Origin of the sequence: Arenibacter catalasegens (genome assembly GCF_002909235.1) — a bacterium.
Classification (GTDB): domain Bacteria; phylum Bacteroidota; class Bacteroidia; order Flavobacteriales; family Flavobacteriaceae; genus Arenibacter; species Arenibacter catalasegens.
This window is the reverse complement of sequence record NZ_PHQQ01000013.1, coordinates 1-25,284: the sequence shown is the minus strand read 5'-3', so window position 1 is coordinate 25,284 and position 25,284 is coordinate 1. Positions and strand designations below refer to the sequence as shown.

General features: G+C 38.9%; 24 protein-coding genes. 5 read left to right on the top strand and 19 right to left on the bottom strand.

The features are described 5' to 3' along the window. Positions 1-13 precede the first annotated feature (13 nt). The 3 genes from CWD90_RS11705 to hflX form a co-directional block, all read right to left on the bottom strand. A complete protein-coding gene (locus CWD90_RS11705; protein WP_239986511.1) occupies positions 14-1,204 on the bottom strand; it encodes an ATP-grasp domain-containing protein in 1,191 nt (396 codons plus the stop codon). 20 nt (positions 1,205-1,224) lie between these two features. Next, complete coding sequence (locus CWD90_RS11700) at positions 1,225-1,995, bottom strand: esterase family protein (protein WP_239986510.1); 771 nt, start codon at positions 1,993-1,995, stop codon at positions 1,225-1,227. Between the two features lie 178 nt (positions 1,996-2,173). Further along, a complete protein-coding gene (hflX, locus tag CWD90_RS11695; RefSeq protein ID WP_103476255.1) occupies positions 2,174-3,385 on the bottom strand; it encodes a GTPase HflX in 1,212 nt (403 codons plus the stop codon). Positions 3,386-3,462: 77 nt separating this feature from the next. On the opposite strand from hflX, the gene CWD90_RS11690 reads away from it, so the two are divergent. Both CWD90_RS11690 and CWD90_RS11685 read left to right on the top strand, forming a co-directional pair. Beyond that, positions 3,463-4,437: an endonuclease/exonuclease/phosphatase family protein gene (locus CWD90_RS11690; RefSeq protein WP_103476254.1), complete on the top strand. Its 975-nt coding sequence runs from the start codon at positions 3,463-3,465 to the stop codon at positions 4,435-4,437. A 150-nt stretch (positions 4,438-4,587) separates the two neighbouring features. Continuing rightward, positions 4,588-6,792 carry a S8 family serine peptidase gene (locus tag CWD90_RS11685; RefSeq protein WP_103476253.1) on the top strand — a complete coding sequence of 735 codons (2,205 nt, stop codon included), beginning with the start codon at positions 4,588-4,590 and terminating at the stop codon, positions 6,790-6,792. Between the two features lie 25 nt (positions 6,793-6,817). Here the strand turns inward: CWD90_RS11685 and CWD90_RS11680 are convergent, their stop codons facing one another. The 15 genes from CWD90_RS11680 to hemA form a co-directional block, all read right to left on the bottom strand. Then, positions 6,818-7,531, bottom strand: a complete 714-nt coding sequence (locus tag CWD90_RS11680) for a 3'-5' exonuclease (RefSeq protein WP_103476252.1) — start codon at positions 7,529-7,531, stop codon at positions 6,818-6,820. 306 nt (positions 7,532-7,837) lie between these two features. Next, positions 7,838-8,311: a methylated-DNA--[protein]-cysteine S-methyltransferase gene (locus CWD90_RS11675; protein WP_103476251.1), complete on the bottom strand. Its 474-nt coding sequence runs from the start codon at positions 8,309-8,311 to the stop codon at positions 7,838-7,840. Continuing rightward, positions 8,311-9,432 carry a CNNM domain-containing protein gene (locus CWD90_RS11670; RefSeq protein ID WP_103476250.1) on the bottom strand — a complete coding sequence of 374 codons (1,122 nt, stop codon included), beginning with the start codon at positions 9,430-9,432 and terminating at the stop codon, positions 8,311-8,313. The genes CWD90_RS11675 and CWD90_RS11670 overlap by 1 nt, the downstream gene beginning before the upstream one ends. Positions 9,433-9,480: 48 nt before the next feature. Then, positions 9,481-10,800, bottom strand: coding sequence for a serine hydrolase domain-containing protein (locus tag CWD90_RS11665; RefSeq protein ID WP_205161236.1), 1,320 nt, complete (start codon positions 10,798-10,800; stop codon positions 9,481-9,483). A 10-nt stretch (positions 10,801-10,810) separates the two neighbouring features. Then, positions 10,811-11,323 carry a DinB family protein gene (locus CWD90_RS11660; protein WP_103476248.1) on the bottom strand — a complete coding sequence of 171 codons (513 nt, stop codon included), beginning with the start codon at positions 11,321-11,323 and terminating at the stop codon, positions 10,811-10,813. Positions 11,324-11,395: 72 nt separating this feature from the next. Then, positions 11,396-12,370, bottom strand: a complete 975-nt coding sequence (gene hemB / locus CWD90_RS11655) for a porphobilinogen synthase (protein ID WP_103476247.1) — start codon at positions 12,368-12,370, stop codon at positions 11,396-11,398. A gap of 77 nt (positions 12,371-12,447) precedes the next feature. Next, positions 12,448-12,834, bottom strand: a complete 387-nt coding sequence (locus CWD90_RS11650; RefSeq protein WP_103476246.1) for a YchJ family protein — start codon at positions 12,832-12,834, stop codon at positions 12,448-12,450. 56 nt (positions 12,835-12,890) lie between these two features. After that, positions 12,891-13,058, bottom strand: a complete 168-nt coding sequence (locus CWD90_RS23215) for a hypothetical protein (protein WP_192878017.1) — start codon at positions 13,056-13,058, stop codon at positions 12,891-12,893. A gap of 16 nt (positions 13,059-13,074) precedes the next feature. Then, complete coding sequence (gene hemF / locus CWD90_RS11645) at positions 13,075-13,980, bottom strand: oxygen-dependent coproporphyrinogen oxidase (RefSeq protein WP_103476245.1); 906 nt, start codon at positions 13,978-13,980, stop codon at positions 13,075-13,077. 538 nt (positions 13,981-14,518) lie between these two features. Then, complete coding sequence (locus tag CWD90_RS11640; RefSeq protein ID WP_103476244.1) at positions 14,519-15,088, bottom strand: transposase; 570 nt, start codon at positions 15,086-15,088, stop codon at positions 14,519-14,521. A gap of 257 nt (positions 15,089-15,345) precedes the next feature. Continuing rightward, positions 15,346-16,095, bottom strand: coding sequence for an EI24 domain-containing protein (locus CWD90_RS11635; protein ID WP_103476243.1), 750 nt, complete (start codon positions 16,093-16,095; stop codon positions 15,346-15,348). Positions 16,096-16,276: 181 nt separating this feature from the next. Continuing rightward, on the bottom strand, positions 16,277-17,308 hold the full coding sequence (gene hemE / locus CWD90_RS11630) for a uroporphyrinogen decarboxylase (RefSeq protein ID WP_103476242.1): 1,032 nt from the start codon (positions 17,306-17,308) through the stop codon (positions 16,277-16,279). Between the two features lie 85 nt (positions 17,309-17,393). Continuing rightward, entirely contained in the window at positions 17,394-18,071 is a 678-nt protein-coding gene (locus tag CWD90_RS11625) for a uroporphyrinogen-III synthase (protein WP_103476241.1), read from the bottom strand. Between the two features lie 31 nt (positions 18,072-18,102). After that, complete coding sequence (gene hemC / locus CWD90_RS11620) at positions 18,103-19,014, bottom strand: hydroxymethylbilane synthase (RefSeq protein WP_103476240.1); 912 nt, start codon at positions 19,012-19,014, stop codon at positions 18,103-18,105. Then, the gene (hemA, locus tag CWD90_RS11615) at positions 19,011-20,267 is read right to left on the bottom strand and encodes a glutamyl-tRNA reductase (protein WP_103476239.1); all 1,257 of its coding nucleotides are present in this window, start codon (positions 20,265-20,267) and stop codon (positions 19,011-19,013) included. The genes hemC and hemA overlap by 4 nt, the downstream gene beginning before the upstream one ends. A 204-nt stretch (positions 20,268-20,471) precedes the next feature. Here hemA and CWD90_RS11610 point away from each other — a divergent pair, with 204 nt between their 5' ends. Beyond that, positions 20,472-21,362, top strand: coding sequence for a helix-turn-helix domain-containing protein (locus CWD90_RS11610; RefSeq protein WP_103476238.1), 891 nt, complete (start codon positions 20,472-20,474; stop codon positions 21,360-21,362). A 248-nt stretch (positions 21,363-21,610) separates the two neighbouring features. Continuing rightward, positions 21,611-22,420 carry a ThuA domain-containing protein gene (locus CWD90_RS11605; protein ID WP_103476237.1) on the top strand — a complete coding sequence of 270 codons (810 nt, stop codon included), beginning with the start codon at positions 21,611-21,613 and terminating at the stop codon, positions 22,418-22,420. Between the two features lie 545 nt (positions 22,421-22,965). Here the strand turns inward: CWD90_RS11605 and CWD90_RS11600 are convergent. Further along, entirely contained in the window at positions 22,966-23,931 is a 966-nt protein-coding gene (locus CWD90_RS11600; RefSeq protein WP_103476236.1) for a glycoside hydrolase family protein, read from the bottom strand. A gap of 430 nt (positions 23,932-24,361) precedes the next feature. Here CWD90_RS11600 and CWD90_RS11595 point away from each other — a divergent pair, with 430 nt between their 5' ends. Further along, entirely contained in the window at positions 24,362-25,144 is a 783-nt protein-coding gene (locus tag CWD90_RS11595) for a glycoside hydrolase family 16 protein (protein ID WP_103476235.1), read from the top strand. The last annotated feature ends 140 nt before the right edge of the window (positions 25,145-25,284 follow it).

Sequence of the window (25,284 nt, the reverse complement as noted above, 5' to 3'; positions counted from 1 at the left end):
GGCAGTATCAAAACTATTTTGACTTGCTTTTGGTTGTTGTCGCTTTTTTGATTGTTTTTTTGGTTATAGGCGCTGTAGTTTTGGCCTTCGTTGCTGTTGTTTTTTTAGTTGTCGGTTTTTTGGTCGCTGGCGATTTCGTTTTTGCCTTGGTCACAGCTGTTTTTAAAGGCGCTTTTTTTGTGGCCGTGGTTGACTCTTTTGCCGCAGCTTTTTTTGCCTTTGCTGCAGCGGGGGTCTTTATACCCACTGGCTTGGGGGTGTTGGGTGTAACGGCATTCTTTACAAATGTCCCCCAGGTTAGATTCATTTGACCGAGTTTATGTGCCTGTGCCCTTTTAATGGCCATATTTGCTGCAGTCTCAACGACCCAATCAAAATTCTCCTGGCCAACGGAATTAATATCGGCATCTGGTGCCGGATTACAAAAATCTATTGCGTAAGGTATACCATCCCTAACGGCGAATTCCACAGTATTGAAATCATAACCCAAGGCCGCATTTAATTTTATGGTATAGTCCTTAACGGTATCCAATAGTTTTTTGCTCAATGGCGGTCCGTCATGAACATATCTTAAGTGATGTGGATTACGGGGCTCATATTGCATAATACGTACCTCATTACCGCCAAGGCAATAGCAACGGAAATATTCATTAAAGACTATTTCTTCTTGCAACATCATAATAAGTTGCCCGGTTTCACTGTGGCTTTTAAAAAATTCTTCCGAATTGTTGAGTTTATACACATTTTTCCATCCACCACCGGAAAAGGGTTTCATATAGGCAGGAAAACCAATATGTTCAAAAATACCTTCCCAGTCCATTGGGTATTTTAAATTCCGAAAGGAATTTTCGCTGGTATCGTCCGGTCTATCCTTAGAGGGTAGTAGAACGGTTTTTGGAACAGGTACCCCTGTTTTTATAGCCAAGGCATTATTGAAAAATTTTTCATCGGCACTCCACCAAAAAGGATTGTTAAGTACTGCAGTACCGGATATGGCCGCATTTTTTAGATATGCCCGGTAAAAAGGGACATCCTGGGAAATACGATCAATGATTACAGCATATTCCGTAGGGTCGGCTTGTTTTACCTGATCTATGATAACAGCTTCTGCGATTATCCCACTAATGTTTTTTTGGTTGATCCTATCTATAAAGGCTTGCGGAAAGGTATTTTCCTGACCGAAGAGTATTCCAATTTTTTTCATAGTGTATATGGTGTTAAAGTTTACATTAGAGATAAATAATGGGGAAACATTTCTCGCCATATTGGCCAATCATGACTGGCATTGGGTCGATTGTCCAGCCAGTGATCAATGTCTTTACGCTTTAGAATTTCTGACATTCTAAGGTTGGCTCCCAAACAAATATCATGTTCGCTAGTCCCCAAAACTATTTTCATATTATATAGCTCTGGATTCTGCATGTCTGGCAAATAATCGACTGGATTATTAAAATACACCTCGTCATTGTAAAAGCCGTCCAATTGATCTCTGATATCAAATGCCGCGCTCATGGTAAAGAGGTGGCTTACTTTTTCAGGATGTCTAAAAGCAAAGTTGGCAGCGTGATAACCTCCGAAACTACAACCGGAAACGGCTACCTTGCCTATTGGGGATTCATGTTGAATTTTGGCCACAACTTCCTCCAAAACCATTTTATCGTACCAATTGTGATTTTTAACACGATCTGTAGGGTGTATAGATCTATTGTACCAACTGAATTCGTCGATACTGTCCAGACAATATACCTTCACCTTACCTTGTTCTATGAACCAAGAAACGGAATCGATCAAATGAAAATCTTTGCTTTCGTAATATCTTCCCCTGGTAGTTGGAAAAATTAACAAGGGATAGCCCCAATGGCCATAAACCATCATTTCCATTTCCTTACCTAGATTAGGTGAATACCATTTATGATAGTTCTCTTCCAAAATGTAATTGTTAATGGTCCGGGAAGTATCTCCTTGTCTTAAAGTTAGACAAAATAATGATTCCAACAAATCTCTTTTAAGAAATGCCCTGCACTTTGGAAAATTGTGTAAAGTTTGTTTATCTGCCCAGTTCAATAAGAATATTCAAAAGATATTGAATATCAATACTTTCATCTTCTAAATGTCATTATGGATGATTAATTAATAGATCAAAAATTTATTGAATCCTGCGGATTGGCCATCATCAATATTCATCCAAATGTTCTGGATAAAGAAAGTTGTTGTAAGGAAATCGGGTAACATGTATGTCCCTTACCTCGTCATAAACCCGTTTTCTGAATTCCTCCAAATTTTCCTTGTTCAATGCAGATATAAACAGCGCCCTATCGCCTACACGGCGCATCCACGTATTCTTCCATTCATCAATGGTAAAGTGTTTGTTGGTTTTTTCAGTAATTAAATCGTCCTCATCAATAGTTTTATGCTCATATTGATCAATTTTATTGAAGACCATTATGGTTTTTTTATCCGAACTTTTAATTTCCGTCAGAATTTGGTTTACGGAATCTATATGCTCTTCGAAATTGGGATGGGAAATATCAACAATATGCAGCAATAGGTCTGCTTCCCTTACTTCATCCAATGTGCTTTTAAAACTTTCTACCAATTGGGTGGGCAGTTTTCTAATAAACCCTACCGTATCGCTTAATAGAAAAGGTAGGTTGCCTATAACCACTTTCCTAACGGTAGTGTCCAAAGTAGCAAAGAGTTTGTTTTCGGCAAAGACATCGCTTTTGCTGATAACGTTCATGAGAGTAGATTTACCTACGTTGGTATACCCTACCAGAGCTACACGGACCAATGCCCCGCGATTTCCCCTTTGGGTCTCCATCTGTTTATCTACCTTCAACAACTTCTTTTTTAAAAGGGAAATGCGATCACGGACAATACGCCTATCGGTCTCTATCTCCGTTTCACCAGGTCCACGCATTCCAATACCCCCTTTTTGGCGCTCCAAGTGGGTCCAAAGACCGGTTAGTCTTGGGAGTAAATATTCATATTGGGCCAATTCTACTTGGGTACGGGCATAACTGGTTTGCGCCCTTTGTGCAAAAATGTCCAGGATAAGGCTGGTACGGTCCAGGATTTTGCATTTTAACTGCTTTTCTATATTCCTTTGTTGTCCAGGAGTAAGTTCGTCATCGAAAATAACGGACCCAATGTCATTGCTATTGACATAGGCCTCCACTTCCAACATTTTTCCACTTCCAATATAGGTTTTGGGATTGGGCAAGTCTATACGTTGTACAAAGCGCCTGCAAACTTCACCTCCAGCAGTATAGGTGAGGAATTCAAGTTCATCCAGATATTCGGTTACTTTTTCCTCATTCTGATCCTTGTTCATTACTCCTATGAGTACTACTTTTTCGTAATCTATGGTCTTCTTCTCTAGCATATCCTTATTTATAGTACAAATCTAATCAATACTTGCTAAGGGATTTTTGTATTTTAGCAATCTGCTAAAAATTTTGAATGAATTTTTCATTTTTTAAGAAGAAATCGGGCAATACCCTGCACACGGTAGCTTTCTACAACTTAGAAAACCTATTTGATACCATAGATGATCCGTATACTTTGGATGATGACTATACTCCCAATGGATCTAGAAAGTGGACTCCTAGACGATATCAAAAAAAGCTGGCTAAACTTGCGGAGACTATTGTTAAAATTGGGCATGTTTCTGCAGGAATTCCACCGGTCTTGGTTGGGGTAGCTGAAGTTGAGAATGAGACTGTGGTCCAGGACTTATTGGCTACAGACCCTTTAAATGGCTATAACTATCATTATGTTCATTACGATTCTCCTGACGAAAGGGGAATTGATAATGCCTTGCTGTATAACAGGGATAATTTTGAAGTGATTAGCTCTGAAGCGATTCCTTTATTGGTTTATAGTCTAACAGGGCAGCGAGATACTACAAGGGATATACTGTATGTGCATGGCATACTAAATGGGGAAGAGGTGCATATTTTTGTAAATCATTGGCCATCCCGAAGGAATGGCGAGGTGGAAACAGGTTATAAGCGTATTGCCGCTGCTAAAACTATTAATGAATATATGGTTCGGATTGAGGAAAGTATTGAAAATCCCAATTATATTGTAATGGGCGATTTTAATGACGGCCCGTCATCTACAAGTATACAAACCTTGATGAGTAGAAATAATCTTCACAATCCCATGGAGACATTAAGATCCCCAGATCGGGGGAGCGCCAATTACCGAAAAGCTTGGAGCCTATTTGATCAAATTATCGTTTCCCATACCTTCTTCAATTATGAAAAGGGAACCCATAGCTTTTGCGAGGCCAATATTTTTGATGAAACCTTCCTAACCGAATTCAAAGGAAAGTACAAAGGCAATCCACATAGAACTTATGTTGGGAGGAGATATATGGGAGGTTTTAGTGATCATTTTCCTGTTTATATACAATTTAAGTACAATTCCTAGATTTATTTGAATTAAAAGTGAACTTTTCATGTCGTTTTTTTGGCTGTTCACAACAAAACTGCGCATTTCATCGAATAAAAAGGGGTGTTAATCGATAATATTTTTTTGTTGCGGTATATTTGTAGTCCAAATCTTACTGTACACAATAACATGTCTTACGCAAACCCTACATTGATAAAGATTCATAAGTGCCTTCTTATAGTTGCACTTAGCTTAGTTGCCAATATTTCTTTTGCGCAAACGGAGAAACAAATCCATACTATTAAGGACAAGTATCGCAGCTCAAAATTAGGGGTATTTACAAATGACCTTAAAAAGAATTTTACCAAAGAGAATAATACCTTATTGCAGGCTGCCAAAACCAATGGTTGGAAATTGACTGAAAGATTGGAAGATGGAAATTTTAGTGAACTTACTTCTATTGGTGACGATGGAACTCCTCTTTATTATAGTACCTTCAGTACAGAGTTAAACACCGCTACAAGAGCTAATGCCTTACATGATAACGGTCTATTGGATTTGGGTATTAACGGTGAGAACATGTTGGTAGGGATATGGGACGCAGGAGCTGTATTAACGAACCACAAAGAATTTGACAATAGGGTACAAACTTTGGATGAGAGTGAAATCGTGGATTCGCATGCTACTAGAGTTACCGGTATTTTGGTAGCTTCTGGACTGGACAAGAAATCCAAAGGGGTGGCTTACAAGGCAAAAGCTGTTTCCAACGATTGGAGAAGAGATAAAATTGAGGTTGCCGAAATGGCAGCTAATGGCTTGTTGTTATCCAACCACTCATACGGAATTAGGTCTAGCGCTGTGCCGGATTGGTATTTTGGATCCTATATCCAGGTTTCTAGGGATTGGGATAAGATTATGTACAATGCTCCTTATTATTTAATGGTGACTGCTGCGGGGAATTCTCAAAGAAGCAGGGATAATGAAGCTCCTATTTCTGGATCGGCTTCCAATGGTTTTGATTTGATGTTGGGATTTGCAACCTCAAAAAATGGTGTTACTGTTGCTGCAGCCGACATAGAAACCAATAACCAAGGGCAATTGTTAAGGGCCTCAGTGGCATCCTATTCTAGTTTTGGGCCTGTTGATGATGGTCGTATTAAGCCGGACATTGCTGCATACGGCACCAATATTTATACTACAGGTATTAAAGATGACTCAAATTATGAAACGGCCAATGGAACATCGGTAGCTACACCAGGCGTAACTGGTTCCATGCTTTTGATTCAAGAATATTACGAACAAATGGAGGGTAGTTTTATGCGGGCCGCCACTTTAAAAGGATTGGTTTTGCACAGTGCAGATGATGTTGATGCTCCTGGGCCAGATTACAAAATGGGTTGGGGTGTTATTAATTCAAAATCTGCTGTAGAGGCAATTGCCAACAAAGGATTTTCAGCCATGATTTCGGAAGAAACACTTTTGGAAGGTGAAACTAAGACCTATAATGTAACGGCGAATGGAATAGAGCCGTTAATGGCCTCAATCTCCTGGACCGATCCTGCAACGGGAGCTGTGAATTCAGGTACTTTAAATGATATGTCACCGGCCTTGGTCAATGACTTGGACATAAAGATTACCAAGGGTGGCAAGACTTATTTACCTTGGAAACTCAATGCGGCCAATGCAGATGCTCCAGCGATTAATGGTGACAATAGAGTGGATCCGTTTGAAAGAATAGACCTTCAGAATGCCAAAGGGGAATACACAATTACTGTAACCCATAAAAACAATTTAGACCAAGGGCCACAGAATTTTTCCATTATTATTACAGGGATTGCCTTAACGGATTGTGTTCTTAGCACGCCAGAGGATATTGAATTGACGACTTCGGATGAAACAGGAGTAACATTTAGTTGGAGCGCAAATACAGATGCACTTTTCCAAGTTGAATACAAAAGGAAAGGTACGGACGAATGGAATATGGAAACCACCTTTGATTCTTTTATTAGCCTGCAAAATCTGGTAGAAGGAACTGACTATTTATTAAGGGTGAAAACATATTGTTCCGAAAATATTAGTTCGGAATACAGCTCGGAGTACCAATTTACTTTCAATGGTGCCGAAACTGGGTTTATCGATTATATGGAATATGAAACCTTGACTTTGGAAGTACAGTTTTCTATTTTTCCTAATCCAGTACAAACTTCAATGACCATAAGTGGGGATGTTTCCGAGGATGCCATGTATAAAATAGTTTCCCTTAATGGTATCGTAGTAAAATCCGGTAAAGCGGAGCATAAGCAAATTTATATTGCCGATCTAACTGCTGGCCTTTATGTGCTAACCTTGGCCGACTTGGAAGGGTCAAAATCCATTAAGTTCTATAAGTCCTAATTTGAGAATATTAATTTGGAGCTCCTTAAATTCTTTTGATTTCAGTTTCATTTAATAGTTCGTCATTTCGCAAACGTAGAAACACCTGGGCTGTTGTTATCACATCCAATTCACAATATTTAACAATGCGATCTAGGTCGTTGTCTTCATAATAAACGGCTTTTACCATACTGCCATCTATATCTTCCTTAGGAGAGGGAATTCCGAGAATATTGGCCATTAATTTAAGCGATGTATAATGTTTATAGTCGCCAAACTTCCAAAGCTCCATAGTGTCCAAATGTGCTATTTCCCATGGTTTTTTACCGAATAGATCTAATTTATTAGGTAAATCTATTTTGTTGATAATCATTCGTCTTGCTATATAAGGGAAATCGAATTCTTTGCCATTGTGGCCGCATAAGAGATGGTGTGGCCGGTTGAAATGGGTATCCAATAAATTTTTGAAATCCTTAAGAATCTTGGTTTCTTCCCCATAAAATGAGGTTATCCGAAAGGACCGATTGTTTCCTTTAAAATAAATATATCCAACCGAGATAGTAATTATCTTCCCAAATTCCGCCCAAATGCCAGCTCTGTCATAGTATTCCTCAGCTGTGTATTCGTCTTTTCGTTGGTAGTGCGACTTATGTTCCCAAAGTTCTTTTTTGGTGTCGTCCAGTTTCTTAAAACTCTCTTCTTCGGGGACCGTTTCTATGTCCAAAAAGAGTATGTGCTCCAAGTTAATTTTGTGTAACATCCAAGGTTGTTTTTAAACATAAAAAGTTAATCATAATTTTGATAACCAAACCTAGAATCATAAATATACAAACAAATTTTGAACTGTTACTATAGCCGTTTTATCCCGGAAATAAGCATAATTTTCGATATGTAAGTTGATTGGCAACAATACCGGTACCGACCACTTGGTTGGTGTTAAGCCTTGAATCTTAAAATTAAATAGGAAAGGAGTTCCATAAAGAACATGACTTTATCGATGTAGTACCTTAACTGGCCAAAAATTAGGCCCATACGGCAAGAGAAGAAACCAGAAGGTCTGTAAAAATTAAAAAAGTGATTGCTGTTTTGCGGGACTCTCGTGCTCCAAAAGCCATTTTTTTCGATGTAAGCCTCCCGCATATCCCGTTAAGGAACCATCACTACCAATAACCCTATGACAGGGTACAACAATCCATAGGGGATTACGGCCATTAGCTGCCGCCACAGCCCTAATTGCTTTTGTATCACCTAAGGTTTTGGACAATTCAAGGTAGGAAAATGTTTTACCATAAGGTATTTGCTGTAGCGCTTGCCAAACCTTTTTTTGAAAATCTGTTCCTTCCGGATTCAGGGTTAAACTAAATTCTGTTCGGGAACCTTCAAAATATTCCTGTAATTGATACACCACATCTTCCAGCAACTCTGGAATGATATCTGACACTTTTTCTTCACTATCAAAAACGGTGATAGAAGTTATACCGTTTTCATCACCTTCAATTTTTGCTATTCCCAGTGGAGTGTTTACAAATACGGTTTCCATTAATTCTTTTTCCCTTTTTCCTGAATAATTCCCAATCTTTTAGCACGTTCATTCCAATTTGTACGTGCCAAATGCTGCAGATCTTCCACACTATCGCTTTCGTCCATAATTTCAAGGCCCAATAAGGTCTCTAAAATGTCCTCCATGGTCACTACCCCGCTAATGGAGCCATATTCATCAACAACAAGGGCAATATGCTCACTTTTGGAAATAAAGGTCTCTAAAAGCTCCGGTATGGGAGTTTGTCTGTTGCTAACCAGTAACTCTCTTTTAATAGTGGATAAGGGGGCATTACCATTTTTCTTGATTATATGCTCCAGAATCATATACTTTAATACATACCCGGTGATATTATCCATTTTCTTGCTGTACACGGGGATTCTTGAAAATGGCATATTGGGGTTGGCATCGTAAAAATCTTTAATTGTGGTAGATTCATCCGCAATTTTTACCACAGCTCTAGGTGTCATAACGTCCTTTACCTTAATCTCGTCGAAATTTAAAAGATTGCGTATTATCGTGGATTCCGACTCTTGAAAAACACCTTCCTCGTGGGCAAGATCGGTCATGGCACTAAAATCTTCCCTACTAAATACGCTTCCATGTTCACCCTTCTTTCCAACTAGTTTGGTAAAAAGTTGTAATAGCCAGAGGATCCCGGTCCATTTAAGGCCCCAAACCATTACTTTAAGGGTTTTCGTAGAAACATTCGCTAGCTGTTTCCAATAGGTGGCACCTATAGTCTTGGGAATTATTTCAGAGGCTACCAAGATTAGTATTGTCATAATGGTAGAAACCAATCCCACCATGGCGCCTTCGGTAAATTCTATTCCTAAAATGGATTTTTCGGTATTTCCATATAGGTCAGCATAAGCCACTTTTGCCTGAACCCCTACTAAAATAGCGCCCACGGTGTGGGCAATGGTATTTAAGGTTAGAATGGCAATAAGCGGTTTATCCACATCCTTTTTAAGGGTTTCCAAATCACGCGCATAAGATTTACCCTCTTTTAAATTAAGATTGATAAAAGTTTGTGGAACACTTAATAATACTGCTTCCAAAATGGAGCATAAAAAGGATACGAGGATGGAAATAAGTGCAAAAAAAATTAGTAGCCCCATATAAAAGTATAAAATACTAATGTACTAATTAATTCAGGAATTCTTAACTCAATCCATTATGGCGTCGTAAAATACTTGCTGTACCGCAGAGCGAATATTGTATTTGTATATGTTACTATGGGTTCTGCTGGGATATACCCGGTTGGATAGAAATATATACACTAATTGGGTTTGTGGATCTGCCCATACAAAGGTACCAGTAAACCCACTGTGTCCAAAACTGTCCTGACTGGCACTCGGTGCAGGATAAGAATCTGCTAATGTAAGTTCATGATTATTCAGATCAGGTTTATCGAATATTAGACCCCTTCTATTGCCATTTTCGGGATATTGCACTTTGGCAAATTCCCTGACAGTAGCTTCGGATAGATATCGTTTACCATTGTAGCTCCCATAATTCATGTACATCTGCATCATTTTAGCCAAATCGGTGGCCGAAGCAAATAATCCTGCATTTCCCGATACTCCACCCAAAAGTGCTGCATTTTCGTCGTGTACCCAATCTTTGGTGAGTTCATGCCGAAACAAGGTGTCAATTTCAGTAGGCACAATTTTATTTGCATAATTTTTATTTTTAGGATTAAACCCCAAAGTGGTTGCACCCAAAGGAGCATAAAAATTTTGGATCAAATAGGTTTCATATTCCGTATTGGTCAATTTTGAAATGATTTCGGGATAAAGTAAAAAAGTAAGCCCGGAATACTTGTACTTTTTTACGTCCGATACTTTTGATCTGTTGATTTGGCGATATATTTTTTTCTTGAACCTATCCTTTATATAGATATTTTGGTATGCTCGAGTGCTAAATCGGCCACTGGGTTCGTCCCTTACAAATCTCGATTTTAAGGAACCATTTTTTTTCATCACCTCCTGAAGGAAAATGATATAGGGAACCAATCCCGCTTGATGCGCAAAGACTTCCCTTATCGTAATGTCTTTTTTATCCTTTCTTTTCTCCCATTTTGGCCATATGGTACTAAAGGGTGCATCTAAATCCAATTTCCCCTCATCGTGCAATTTCATTAATGCGGGAAGAGGCCCCATTATTTTAGTGACCGATGCCAAATCGTATATATCTGATAGGCCAACAGCTTGAACACTGTCATAGGTATGAAATCCATAGGCCTTATGAAAAATAATTTTATTGTTCTTGGCCACCAGAACCTGTGCTCCTGGGAAGGCTTCTTCCTTAATGGCAAAGGACATTATAGAGTCAACTTTGGAGAAAATATATAAAGAATCCATTCCCGCCGAAGAAGGAATGTCGTATGTAAGCACTTCTAAATCAGCTTCTTGAGAGGCCAAGAGCTGTAAGTTGCAAAACATACTTAATAGTATAATAATTGAAGCAGAAGTACTTTTTTTCATAGCAGATTAATTACCAACCCACATATTTTGGGGGTTCTATATTATTGAGATTTAGATATACAATTAATTGGCCCCTATGATGGGTTACATGGTCCTGCAACAAATTTAATATTTGCAATTTAGTTTTTTTGCCGGCAAAGAATTCAACTTTTTCCGAAAGTTCAGACGACGGGATGTTTTTTAGAATGGTGCTCACCCGATCAAATCCGGTAATTACGAATTTTATGGTTTCTTCTTTTGTTAGTTTAACCGTACTATCCCTGTGCTTGTTCGATTTATGTCCTTCGAAATAGGTACTACATAACCAGTCCATATTACTTTCTATATGTAGTAATTGATCTTGGAAAGTCATCTGCTTTTCCGTGGGTTTAAAATCGAATTTTTCATAGGGCATGGCCTCTATTAAGGTCACAAGATAGGTTTTGGAGTTGTCCCATTTTTCCAAAAAGGTGGGAATAGTTAGGTCTTGGGAGTGCACAGGTATCATAAAAAAACCAACAAGTATAAAAAATATGTTTTTCATTCTGTTATAAAATAGGTTTAAGTGCTTAAAAACGCTCCATGGGTGGAGATAGTATGCTGCCCAAATCAAACTTTATCCTAACACACGGACCACATCCTTGGCAAAGTAACTGGCAATTATATTGGCACCCGCCCTTTTTATGGCTGTGAGCTGCTCCATCATTACTGCATCATGATCTAACCAGCCTTTTTCGGCTGCGGCCTTAACCATGGCATATTCACCTGAAACCTGATATACCGCTACGGGAACATCAACTTCGTTTTTAATCTCCCTTACAATATCCAAATAGCACAGCCCGGGTTTTACCATTACGATATCTGCACCTTCATCGATATCCATTTCCGTTTCCTTAATAGCCTCAAACCTATTGGCATAATCCATTTGATAGGTTTTTTTATCACCAAAACCGGGAGCGGAATCCAAGGCATCCCTAAAGGGGCCATAGAAGGCACTGGCATATTTGGCGCTATAACTCATAATTCCTGTGTCTATAAACCCTTCGTCTTCCAGAGCTTCCCGAATACTTAGTATCCTGCCGTCCATCATATCACTGGGCGCTACAAAATCGGCCCCGGCTTGTGCATGACTTACGCTCATAGCGGCCAAAACCTCAACCGTGTCATCATTAATAATCTTGCCGTCCTCAACTATACCATCATGTCCATAGGAGGAATAAGGGTCCAGTGCTACATCGGTCATGACGAGCATCTCAGGACAGGAATTTTTAACCGTTTTAATGGCCCTTTGCATAAGCCCATTCGAGTTTATTGCTTCTTTGCCCATATTGTCTTTTAAATGGTCTGGGACCTTTACAAAGAGAAGCACCGATTTTAAGCCCATTGCCCAAAGATCTTTAACTTCCTTTTCCAATAGGTCCAAGCTATATCTATAGTAATTGGGCATAGAGGCTATTTCTTCCTTAATCCCATGTCCTTCAACCACAAATATTGGTACTAAAAAATCATTTGGAGATATTATGGTTTCTCTGACTAATGACCTTAAGGCCTCATTGGTACGGAGTCTTCTGTTTCTTTTAAGTGGGTACATCGCGCTAGTTTATTTTAAATATCAAAGATAGTGGAACAAGTTCTAAATTGCATATATTGAATTGGTTAATCCAAGTATTATTCAGCCAAACCCAAATACATCCAAAGTCCGTCTTCCTTTACAAAGTCCGACTTTTCATGGATGACCTCGACCCGGCCGTTTTCAAAAAAGTAAGCGTTAAAAGTCACTGTGCCATTTTGGTCGTTTATTCCTCCCTTTTTACTGTCCAAAACCTCCAACCTTATCCAGTTTACAGATTTTGCCCAAGCTTCTATTGACTTCCTTTCTTTTAGTGGCCTGGTTGTAGAGTGATGGCTATCCATAAGGTACTTTCCGTTGGCAAGCGTAAAGGCCGTATAACGGGAACGCATTAATTGTTCGGCAGTTACCACCTTGGATAGGTCCTTATGCGCTCTCTCACAGCAATCCGCAAACGTTTTATTGGATCCGCAGGGACAATTCATAGTATTTGTTAATATAGTTTTTCCTTTAGTGATATGGTTCTATTGCCTTATAAAGACTAATTCGTTTCCTCTTTATTGCCCTTTTCCCGATGTTGTGTTTGAATCGCTTTAAGTCGCTCCTTTCGGGTTTCTTTCTCTTTCTTAAGCTTGTTTTTCTTTCGATTAAGAAGCTTGGTATGTTTTGCCTTGTTGGCGGTATTTTTTTCTTTGCCTTTTTTACTCATAATCCACTGTTTAGGTTTACGATACCCACTCTTTGGGCTTGGTGAGTACTTTCAATAAACGTTCTTCTTCACTTCCTTTTTCTGGGTGATGGTCATATACCCATTGTACATGGGGAGGAAGGCTCATTAATATGCTTTCTATTCGGCCATTGGTCTTTAAGCCAAAAAGTGTACCCTTGTCATGCACAAGGTTAAATTCCACATAACGTCCTCTACGAATTTCTTGCCAATCTCGCTGTTCTTTCGAATAAGGCAAGTCTTTTCGTTTCTCTACAATGGGGGTATAGGCGTCGAGGAAACTATCACCCACCTCGGATTCAAAATTGTACCAATCTTCCATGGTCATGTTGTCAGTGGCTTTGCAGTAGTCGTAAAACAATCCTCCGATGCCTCTTGCTTCGTTCCTATGGGAATTCCAGAAATAATCGTCGCACTTTGCCTTGTAGGTACTGTAAAATTCTGGATTATGCTTGTCGCACGCATTTTTGCAAATTGTATGAAAGTGTTTAGCATCCTCGTCAAATAGATAGTAGGGAGTTAGGTCCTGTCCTCCACCAAACCATTGGTCTACTAATTTACCTTCTTTATCGTACATTTCAAAATAGCGCCAATTGGCATGTACGGTAGGAACCATAGGGTTTTTTGGGTGTATAACTAGACTGAGTCCACAGGCAAAAAAATCGGCATCCTTAACGCCAAAATAATTTTGCATGCTTTTTGGTAAGGCTCCATGAACAGCTGAAATATTTACACCGCCTTTTTCAAAAACAGCTCCATTTTCTATCACCCTGGATCGGCCACCGCCGCCTTCTGGTCGTTCCCATAAGTCTTCCCTAAACTTGGCTTCACCGTCTACGGCTTCTAATTTAGCAGTGATCCTATCCTGTAAATGTTGAATGTATGCGTAGAATTTATCTTTCATGTTTATTTTTTTATTTTATGACCTACAAGGTTTTTGAAACCTTGCAGGTCTTGGGTTTCGGGATTTTGCAAGTCCTGATTTTCGGGTCGAATCTTTGCGACTACTTAACCTGCAAGGTCTTTGAGACCTTGTAGGTTTCTTTCATTCGAGTCAAACTTCAATTTCTTTTCATATTCACTTTTTCTGACCTACAAGGTTTTTGAAACCTTGCAGGTCTTGGGTTTCGGGATTTTGCAAGTCCTGATTTTGCGGTCGAATCTTTGCGACTACTTAACCTGCAAGGTCTTTATGACCTTGTAGGTTTCTTTCATTCGAGTCAAACTTCAATTTCTTTTCATATTCACTTTTTCAGACCTACAAGGTTTTTGAAACCTTGCAGGTCCTTGATGCCGATTATCTAAGCGGCGATGTCTTTGGGGCTGCGCTTTTGAACCTGCAAGGTCTTTATGACCTTGTAGGTTTTTGTTCCTTTGCTATCGGCCATTGGTTCATTATGCTTCATGTTTTCAGACCTACAAGGTTTTTGAAACCTTGCAGGTCATGAATCCCAGTTCAGATTGTCAAGACCTAAGTTTCTTTTTTGCTCATGCAAATATTCAAAATTTCCTAGATCATCAAAAAGATTTATTACCTCTTCCTTTGTTATTGGCACTGAATCGGGACTGTTCTGAATAGAAATAGTGGTCTGATAAGATGAATATTTGTATGTTTTATAATCTTCGGTGACTCCATGACTTTCCGGGTTCGTATTGATGTAGATTATCAGGTTCCTCAAATAATTAGTGTCACCAATTTTAATCCTTCTAAAATGTTTTTCAAAAAGACTACCCGTTCTATTGTGCATTTTATTGAATGCTTTGGCATAGGCATTGAAAAGATTTGAAAATGATTGGGTAACTAATTTTTCTTCTTCAATAACCTGAATTGCCATATGGTAATGGCTGTCCATTAAACAATATGCAAGAATGGAAACTTTGTTGGACAAATACTTATGAATCAACTTTAGAAAGTAGCTTTTGTTTTCGTTGGATTTAAATATTAGGCCACCGTTTATTCCCCGGTTGTAAATATGATAGTAGTGATCCTTTTCGAGTTTTTCGAGTTTCATTTTTTTTCTTGTTTCAGACCTACAAGGTTTAGGAAACCTTGCAGGTCCTTGTTGCAGATTACCTAAGCTGCGAGGTCTTTGGGATAACTGTTCTCAACCTGCAAGGTCTTTGCGACCTTGCAGGTTTTGTTGTTCCTTTGCTATCGGCCATTGGCTCTTTATGCTTCATATTTTTAGACCTACAAGGTTTTTGAAAACCTTGTAGGTCCGGGGTTTTTGAAACCTTGCAGGTCCTGCCAGCCACTCAACCTTGCAGGTCAAATAAATTCTTTTTCCGCTTTCAATAGTTCCACCGTTTTCATGGTTGCCGCTGTAACCGATAGTGGTAGCACTAAGATTATACCAATTACCGGAATAAAAAGAAAGAACATAAAGACAATTCCGTTGCCTATGGCAATGCCTTTGTTCTTTCGTACAAAGCTTAAACTTTCGCTATACTTAAAATGACGCTCCAAGGTATAGTCCATATTTCCAAAACCGGCGTAATAGGCTTGGATTAGAAATAGCAGAACAGTTGAAGCCAGACCTATAACGGGAATTAAACCGAATAATAAAACGGGAATGGTCAACAAAATTTCCATCACCAGGTTTCTTAGGTTGATACGGATTCCCCGCCATAGTTGTTCTCCGAAAGTGGTATCTCGATGGTTTTCTGCTTGGTTTCCTAAAAGGTGGGCTTCTATTTTTTCAGAAACTGGGCTCATAAAGGGAGCTGAGAGAGCCATTACAATATGCTTGTATAGAATAAAGCCCAAAACAATAATTAAAAGTCCGCCAAAGATATCGCTAATTAGGATTACCGTTGGTCTTCCCCAGTCCCAAGTCCACCATTGAGAAAGAAACCCGCCAACGTTGTCAGCGAGTCCATAGGCAGAGGTGAAAATCATGGTCGCTATTGTAATACTGATCAATATTGGAATCCAAAAATAGTGCCAAAGCCCCAATTGGGAAATTATTTTAAAGGTGCCCAGATAGGCTTTAATACCGCTCAGTATATGTTGGATCATATTAATGGTTTTGCGTAAGCGATTGCAGTGACATCCTTTTATTTAATAGTTAGGAAGGTTATTTGGGAGGCAATTTTACTGTCTTAAACCTTTCCCCGAAAAAATGTTTCCATAAAAATAAAAGATATAACGGAAAGCGCGACCCTTTTTTTCCGGTAGGAATAAAAAGGGATACGCCCCTCTATTTTTGTTCGTACTCCTTTACTGCATCTATAAAGGCCTTTGCGTTATCTAATGGCACATTCGGTAATATTCCGTGACCAAGATTTACCACATATTTGTCCTTGCCAAATTCATTGATCATTTGAGTGACCATTTTTTTGATTATAGCTGGAGGTGAAAGCAATCTTGCGGGGTCAAAATTGCCCTGAAGTGTTATATTACCTCCAGAAAGGTAGCGTGCATTACGTGCGGAACAGGTCCAGTCCACCCCTAGGGCAGCGGCACCGGATTTGGCCATATCGCCCAATGCGAACCAGCATCCTTTACCAAAAACGATTACGGGAGCCTCATCCTTTAGTCCATCTATAATCTGTTGTATATACTGGAACGAAAATTCTTGGTAATCCACTGGAGACAACATACCTCCCCATGAATCGAAGACCTGCACGGCATCTACACCTGCCTTAACTTTTGCCTTTAGATAGGCAATGGTCGTATCGGTAATTTTTTGCAGTAGCTGATGTGCCGCTACGGGATTTGTAAAACAAAATTCCTTGGCCTTATCGAAGGTTTTACTGCCCTGCCCTTGTACTACATAGCATAAAATGGTCCAAGGGGAACCTGCAAAGCCGATCAAGGGGATATCGTTGTTCAAAAGCTCTTTTGTCGCCTTTATGGCTTGCATAACGTAATCTAATTCCACATTTACATCTGGAACAATAACTTTGTCCACGCCTTTTTGATCTGTTACCGGATTGGGCAAATACGGGCCAAAATTAGGTTTCATCTGCACTTCGATATTCATGGCCTGGGGAATCACTAAAATATCGCTGAACAAAATTGCGGCATCCATGCCGAAGCGGCGTATGGGTTGTACCGTAATTTCACTGGCCAATTCAGGCGTTCTACAACGGGTAAAGAAGTCGTATTTATCACGGATCGCCATAAATTCGGGTAAATATCTTCCTGCCTGGCGCATCATCCAAACTGGTGGGCGCTCTACGGTTTCTCCTTTTAGTGCTCTTAAGAATAAATCATTTTTTATGCTCATAATATTTCTGTGTGCTTCTTGTCTACACTATTTAAACAGCTCCTCAATTGTATACTATTGAGGGATTGTTGTAGCGCATGCAAGTTTAATTAGTTTTTGTTTTAAAAGTCGCTATAACTCTTTCCAGGACACTTTCTATCGTTGGTTTTTGGGCAATAATAATATTTTTGGTATGTTTTTCTACTTCTGCAGCGGTGGTTGTACCTATACAAAAAGTAGTACAATTCTTTAAATTGTTCTTGGCTAAAAAGCTTTCAATGCCACTGGGGCTAAAAAACATTATACCATCAAAATCGGTAGCAAAGGTAAGGGGATTTGGGGTATTTTGATATAAGGTCTGTTCCTTAAACGCCACCTTGTGTTTTTTTAGATAGGATGGAATTTCATTCCGACGTTTATCACCGCACAAAAACAAAAAAGTTTCTTTTGGGTACATATTTACCAAAATATCGGCCAATTCTGCTCCATAATTTGTCATTTCTATGACATTTATGCCTTTTTTCTCTAAAACGGACTTTGTTTTTTCACCAACACAAAAGGCAGAATAAGATTTATTTTTGATGTTTTGGGGACCGATTATTTTTAGAAAAGCCTTTACTGTATTTTGGCTGGTAAATATGATATTTTTGAAAACAGGGTCTATGTTGGGTGTTAAGTACTCAATATTGATGGCATTGTACTCCTCCACTTTAATATTGGCATTGGTCAGTATTGCTTTTTGCGAGGCTGTTAGGATTTTTGTAGAAAGAACTGTAGTGCTCATGGTACTTCGGTTTATAATTCCCAAGTAGGGGTCATGCCAACGCCTTTTTAATTTTTGCCATCAATTCCTTACCGCCATTGTCCAATATTTCTTGGGCACAGAACTTGCCGAGTTCTAAATAGTCCCGGGCGGGAATAGATTTCTTGACCTTTAATTTTTGTTTGCCGTCCAAGGAAAGTAGTACACCCTCAAAATGGAGGTTATCTTGTTCAACGATGGCCAAAGCTCCAATAGGTGCAGTACAGCCTCCTTCCAGTATTTGCAAGAACTCCCGTTCCACGTGGGTGCAAATATCTGTAATGGAATCGTTTAAGGCGTTAACCGCTTCCGTGGAAAACACATCGTTTCCCATGCTAACAACAACCATAGCCCCTTGGGCTGGTGCTGGTACCATCCAATCTAAATCAATATGGTTTGGAGGAAGTACCTCAATACGTTGCAAACCAGCCTTGGCAAAAATGGCTCCGTTCCATGGGTTGTCCTTAAGTTTTTGAAGGCGGGTGTTTACATTTCCGCGTAAATCCACAACCTTGTGTAATGGGTATTTATTCAACCATTGCGCTTGTCTACGTAAGCTTCCGGTAGCGATGGTACCATTGGATAATAAAAAATCCAAATCTTTATAGACCAAAATATCTTGGGTATTTGCTCTGGGTAGAACTGCGCTTTGTACAATTCCTTTAGGTAGCCTGGTAGGTACGTCTTTCATGGAATGCACAGCGATATCTACACTGCCATTGATCATAGCCATATCAAGGGTTTTGGTAAATATTCCGGTGATGCCCAGTTCATATAAGGGCTTATCTAACAGAAGGTCTCCGGTAGATTTTACAGAAATTATTTCGGTGTTAAAACCAAGCTTCTGTAATTGATCCTGTACGGTATGGGCTTGCCAGAGGGCTAACTGACTATCGCGGGTACCAATTCGTATTGTTTTACTCATTTAGCTTCCAATTCTAGTTGAAAAACTCGTTGTATAAGCTCTAAACTGGTATCGGAATCTATTTCAGTATCTTTAAGATGATTGGCAAATTGCTTTGTAATTTTCTGAATGATGCGCTCTGAGATAATGTCTGCTTGAACGGAGTTGAAATCACTAAGCTTTTTGCTTTGGAAGTCCAATTCCTCATCTTTCATTATCTTTAATTTTTTCTTTAAAGCCTTGATGACTGGTGCAAACTTCCGAGTTTCCAACCATTTGATAAATTCTTCCTTCACTTCTTCAATAATCACTTCTGCCTGGGGAATTGATTCTTTTCTTTTCTCCAGCGTATTATCGGTCATTTGGGAGAGGTGATCAAGATGTATTACTGTAACATTATCCAAATCGGCTACGTTGTCCGAAACATTTTTAGGAATGGACAGGTCCAATATCAACAAAGGTTTCTTTGTATATATCAATTCTTTTGAAATGGTGGGCGATTGGGCTCCTGTTGCAACAATAAGGACATCCGTATTTCGTATTTCGGTCTGTAGATCTCCGTAGTTCTTAACTACTAGATTAAATTTCCCCGCTATACGCTCCGCCTTATCCTTGGTACGGTTAATTAAGGTGATGTGCGAATTTTTGGTATGCTTAATTAAATTTTCACACGTATTTCTACCTATTTTCCCGGTCCCAAACAAAAGGATATTCTTTTCTGAAATATCGGGGATAGTATTTATGATGTATTGTACCGAGGCAAAGGCTACTGATGTTGCTCCCGAAGAAATCTCGGTTTCGTTTTTTATTCTTTTACTTGCCTGGATTACAGAATTGCATAGACGCTCCAAGAATGGATTTGCAATACTTTGTTTTTTGGATCGATTGAAACTTTGTCGCAATTGACTGATAATCTCAAAATCGCCCAAGATTTGGCTATCCAAGCCAGTACCCATTCTAAAAAGATGGTTTATAGCATCATTATTCTTATATACATAGGCCACCTCTTGGAATTCCTCCACGGTGCCATGGGTGTTGTCGCATAATAATTTTATAAGTTGAAAGGGATGTTGGGCAAATCCATGTAATTCCGTACGGTTACAGGTAGAAGTTACCAATAGGCCGTCCAGTTCTATAAGTTTCGCCTGCTCCAATAGCCGGTTTATGGCATTCTCATCCAAGCTAAATTTGCCGCGCACCTCGGCATCGGCTTTTTTGTAGTTAAGGCCAATTGTATAAAACGAACTATGTTTGGAAATGTGATAATCTTTCATAGGTACTCTTGAGAGCGCCACAAATTTAACGGCATCAGCCAAATAAAAATAACGCTAGAGGAACAATAAGTATCGCTTGTGGTTTTTTAACGCTATTTTATATACACAAACGCTTGAAATACCATATTTTAGCAGAGTTAAGGGAAATTAGTCTTTAGTTAATTTAGAATGTTTCTAAATAGTATATTTTAATATAAAGTCGACATGGAGGAAGAAAATATCGCTCAAGGGTCTTTTGAGGAAGTATTGATTGAAGATGGTTTCTATGTATTGAAAATTCAAAACGATAGTGTTTACAATCAGACGGTTACCCGCGAGATTGATAGTTCCTTTATACAGTTTCATTTCTGCCTAAAGGGAGGGGCTAAGTTTATATTCAATGACGGCAGATATGCCTTGGAAGTGACGGAAGATAATTCCCTGTTGTTATATAATACACAAGTAGATCTTCCTCTTAATCTTGTTTTAAATACTAATTCTTGGATGGTTTCTATTGTGATGACCATTCGAAAATTCCATTCCCTATTTTCCAAGGAGGCTGATTATATCCCTTTTTTAAGCTCAGACAATAAGGATAAAAAATATTATTCACAGGAGGCTGTATCGCCAGCGATAGCGGTAGTTTTGAGTCAGGTTATGAATTATAACCTGCATCGTTCCATTAAGGAGTTGTATATTAAAGGTAAGGTTTATGAACTAATTTCACTTTATTTTAATAAAAGTCAGGATGCTGATGTGGAACAATGTCCGTTTTTAGTGGATGAGGACAACGTTAAGCGAATTAGAAAGGCCAAGGAAATAATTATTTCAAGAATGGCAGAGCCACCTAGCTTACAAGAGCTATCGGATGAAATTGGACTCAGTTTAAAGAAATTAAAGGAGGGATTTAAACAAATTTATGGGGATTCTGTTTATAGCTTTTTATTTGATTACAAAATGGAATATGCCCGTAAAATGCTGGAATCCGGAAAATATAATGTTAACGAGGTGGGCTTAAAAGTAGGGTACAGTACTTCCAGTCATTTTATTGCCGCCTTTAAGAAAAAATATAGTACCACTCCAAAAAAGTACCTGATGTCCTTAGCCAATTCATAGGCTGCTAATGCATGTTGCTAATCCTTCCTAGGTTAAACTTTTATATGGAAACGGGGTATTGAGGATCCATTCGGTTGCCTTTTGTTGTATGGTTCAAGACTATGTTCTGGGGGTTTAGATTTTATTTCTAACAAGTAGGGGTCTTATTGTGAAAACTGTAGTTAAATTTGGAAATAATAGTAATTTTTGTGTTTTGTTGCTATATATTTTAGATATTTAGCACTTCAATTTGATAATCAATAATTTTTATGCGCTTATATAAATGTACTATTACATTAATAGCACTAGTTTTTGTGGTTGGTTGTGGCAGTACCAAGATTCAGGAAGAGGTTACCTTAAATCCAAATCTTCATACTAAACCGGTAAAAATCCCAGAAAAAATAATATCGGCCAATATATTGGCCAAAGACCGTGTGTTGGTATTTACTAAAACTAACGGATTTCGCCATAAGTCCATAGAAAAGGGCGTGGCCACTTTCGTAAAATTGGGTGTGGCCAATAACTTTGCCGTTACCCATACAGAGGATTCACTTCAATTTAATGGTGAGAATCTTAAGAAGTTTAAATTAGTGGTGTTTTTAAGTACTACCATGGATGTTTTAGGTGAAGCACAACAGGCGGCCTTTGAAAAATACATTCAAAATGGAGGAAGTTTTATGGGGGTTCATGCTGCAGCTGATACAGAATATGAATGGCCATGGTATGGCAAATTGGTTGGGGCCTATTTTTTAAGTCACCCCAAACAACAGACGGCTACAATAGACGTGGTGGATCACAACCATCCGGCTACAAAACATTTGGCCGATATTTGGACCCATTTTGATGAATGGTATAATTACAAAAATATAAATCCAGACCTTCATGTACTTATGAAGCTCGATGAAAGTTCTTATGAAGGAGGTAAAAATGGGGATAATCATCCTATTGCGTGGTATCATGAGTATGATGGTGGACGTTCTTTCTATACTGGCTTGGGGCATACCGATGAAGCCTATGACGACCTTAATTTTCGCCAACAATTGGTTGGCGGTATCGAATACTGTTTAAAGAGAAATTAACTCTTAAGCATTCACAGAACAAAGTCTATTACCAATACTTTGTAATTTTTAATAACCACCAACCTTTACTGTAGTCCTGCAAGGTTCAATCGACACCGAATCAACCAACACTAAATTCTATTTAGTGTGTCGGTAAAAACCTCGCAGGACTTTTTTTTTAGAATCCAATTGGACCTGTTTAATGGTTGTGCTGAGTTGAGCAGATAATGCGAAGGGCAGGCAATTAATTAAGGTTACTGGTGAATAGATCATTCGGGCACTTGTATCAACTTCCAATCGTATAAAAGGAGGGGTAAATACCTCAAAATATATTCTATTTTGCACTTCCCAAATAGACCGAATAGTCGCTTTTCTTATTATCTGTTCTCTTTTATGTAAAATATCGGTATTTCATAGATTTTGTTTCGCTTTATATCGAAGCATTATGGCTTTTTTCGGCCTGCATCTTTAACATGACAAACTAAGCGGTTTGTTGTGGTGTTTGGAGTAGATAGCCGTGAATTACTCCGCTAAAGGAAAAAAATTGCTTCATAAAATAGCTGCTCTTAGTCCCTTTTTGGGCTTTTAGGAAAATGTACCTCCACCTTATCGTGCATTGTATATAACCTAAACAGATTTCCATCCGGAACTAGGATGCCGCTGGATCTATTTTCTTCCATTATTGGATTTTGGGGATATTTTTTCCAATGTACCAAGTCTTTGGACGCAGCTACATTGGTGGACCATAGGCTCCAGTCCTCGAAGGCAGTTCCATGGTAATAGGCATAATACCATCCTTTGTATTTTATAATCTGATTTACGGCTAAGCCGTATTGATCGTATGCCTCAGGACCCATATTTATTACTGGTTCATCCTGTATATTGGTCCATACTTTTAAATCTTTGGAAGTGGCGAGCCATATGCCCAGGTCATTGCGCTCATAGAATAAATACCAGGTATTATTTTCCTGCCAAACCGTTGGTGTGCCATAGGGTCCTGCACTTAAAGGAGAGCCATTGGCATTACGCATATCCAAGGAACCATGGTCGGTCCAATGAATCTTATCGGTGGAAGATAGTCTATGGGCTACGTCGTTTTTCCCTTCGGCAAACATGTGATAGGTGCCGTCTACCTTTATTACCATCATGTCCTCTGTCCAACTTTTATTAAAAACTGGGTTGTCCGGATAAGGTGTCCAAGAAATTCCGTCTGGGGAGGTTGCATAACCTAAGGAAAGCGATTCATTTTCCGTACGAAAGCCGGTATACCACATATGGAAAGTATCCTCTTCTTTTAGTATAAACCCTCTTTCCCTAATTTTTTGATCCCAACTATCCACACCACCTCCAGTAAACACGGGGTTATCTGCGGGGGTTTTAAATAGTACTAGTTCGGAAGGAAAGGGCACGGAATCCTGGAGGGCTTTAACATTCAGCTGACCTTCATTTATGTTTTCTTTTGATTTTTGGTTTTCTTTGCAAGCTAGCAGTACAACAGTAAAGGCTGCAAGTATAAGGAAGCGTTTTTTCATAGGGTAGTTATTTTTGGCTGTACAGAATTAATTTGCACTTTTGAAGAGGAAGATAATAATTCCTTTTCACCCAATGATGGTTAGCCGTCAAAATAAGAATCATTAATACTTTTTCGCTTTGTTTAAGGGTTAGGAGTGGAAGGCCCATAGGTAGTATGCCGTGGACTTAAAGAAGATAGCTCGGGCCACTTGGTAAACACTCCGAATATATTTAATTAGGGTTAAGATTATGGCAGTTTTTGATAGAATCTGCTCGAAAATGTTGGGTCAGTTTTGTTATCTTGCTATTGGTCAATAGCCCCTTCTGTTGGGCATATGACTTACATTCTAATTTTGGTCTTATACCGCTAAATTTTACAGGGATATAGGTAGTAAAACAGGCCGATATTAGTTTTACAGTCAACCATGAAAAAGTTACAATTTTATTAAAATGAAATTAACATCCATATGCTGTTTCTTGTTTATAGTTGGTTTTGCTTTTGCTCAACGTCCCGCACAAGGACCAATATCCACTAAACGGTTTAATCCGGAAAAAAAGGGTTATAAATTGGTTTGGGAAGATCAGTTTAAGGGAAAAACATTGGATACCACCAAATGGGAAGTGAGGGGAATTGGGCCGCGAGCCATTGCCTATGTGTCCAGGGAAGCGGTAAAAGTTGAAAAGGGATATCTGAAACTGTATGCCCTTAAAAGAGGCGATTCCCTTTTGGGTAGTGCAATTGGCACCCATGGCAAATTTATGTCCAAATATGGTTATTACGAATGTAGGGCCAAATTGCAAAAGTCACAAGGTGTTTGGGCCGCCTTTTGGCTGCAGTCTCCGGGAATTAGTAAAGGCGAGGATCCGGCCAAGTTTGGGGCGGAAATAGATGTGATGGAGTTTTTTAAAAAATTAGGTACAGATATAGTGTCTCACAATGTGCATTGGGCCTACGGACCCAACCAACAATCTACTAAGGGTATGCAGAGTTATCGCAAGGGAGTAAGTTTGGGTTTTCACACTTTTGGACTTGAATGGTTTCCGGACAAATATATTTTTTATGTGGATGGCTACAAGTATTATGAGGTCACTACTGGAATTTCCAATATTGAAGAATATATGATCTTGAGTATGGAGTATCCCAGTAAAAAAGAAGAGATTTTAAAAACGATTTTCCCTGATGTTTTTATGGTTGACTATGTTAAGGTTTACCAAAAGAAGGAAGGTTATTAAGTACCTAAATAGAAGTTTAATCTATAGAATTCCCCGAGGCTCTGCCTCGGGTGTAGCGTAATGATATGTATTTTTGTGGGTATGAGCGAACATATTCATAAAAGCCATAATAAAAGCTTGCTTTTGTATCATTTTGTTTG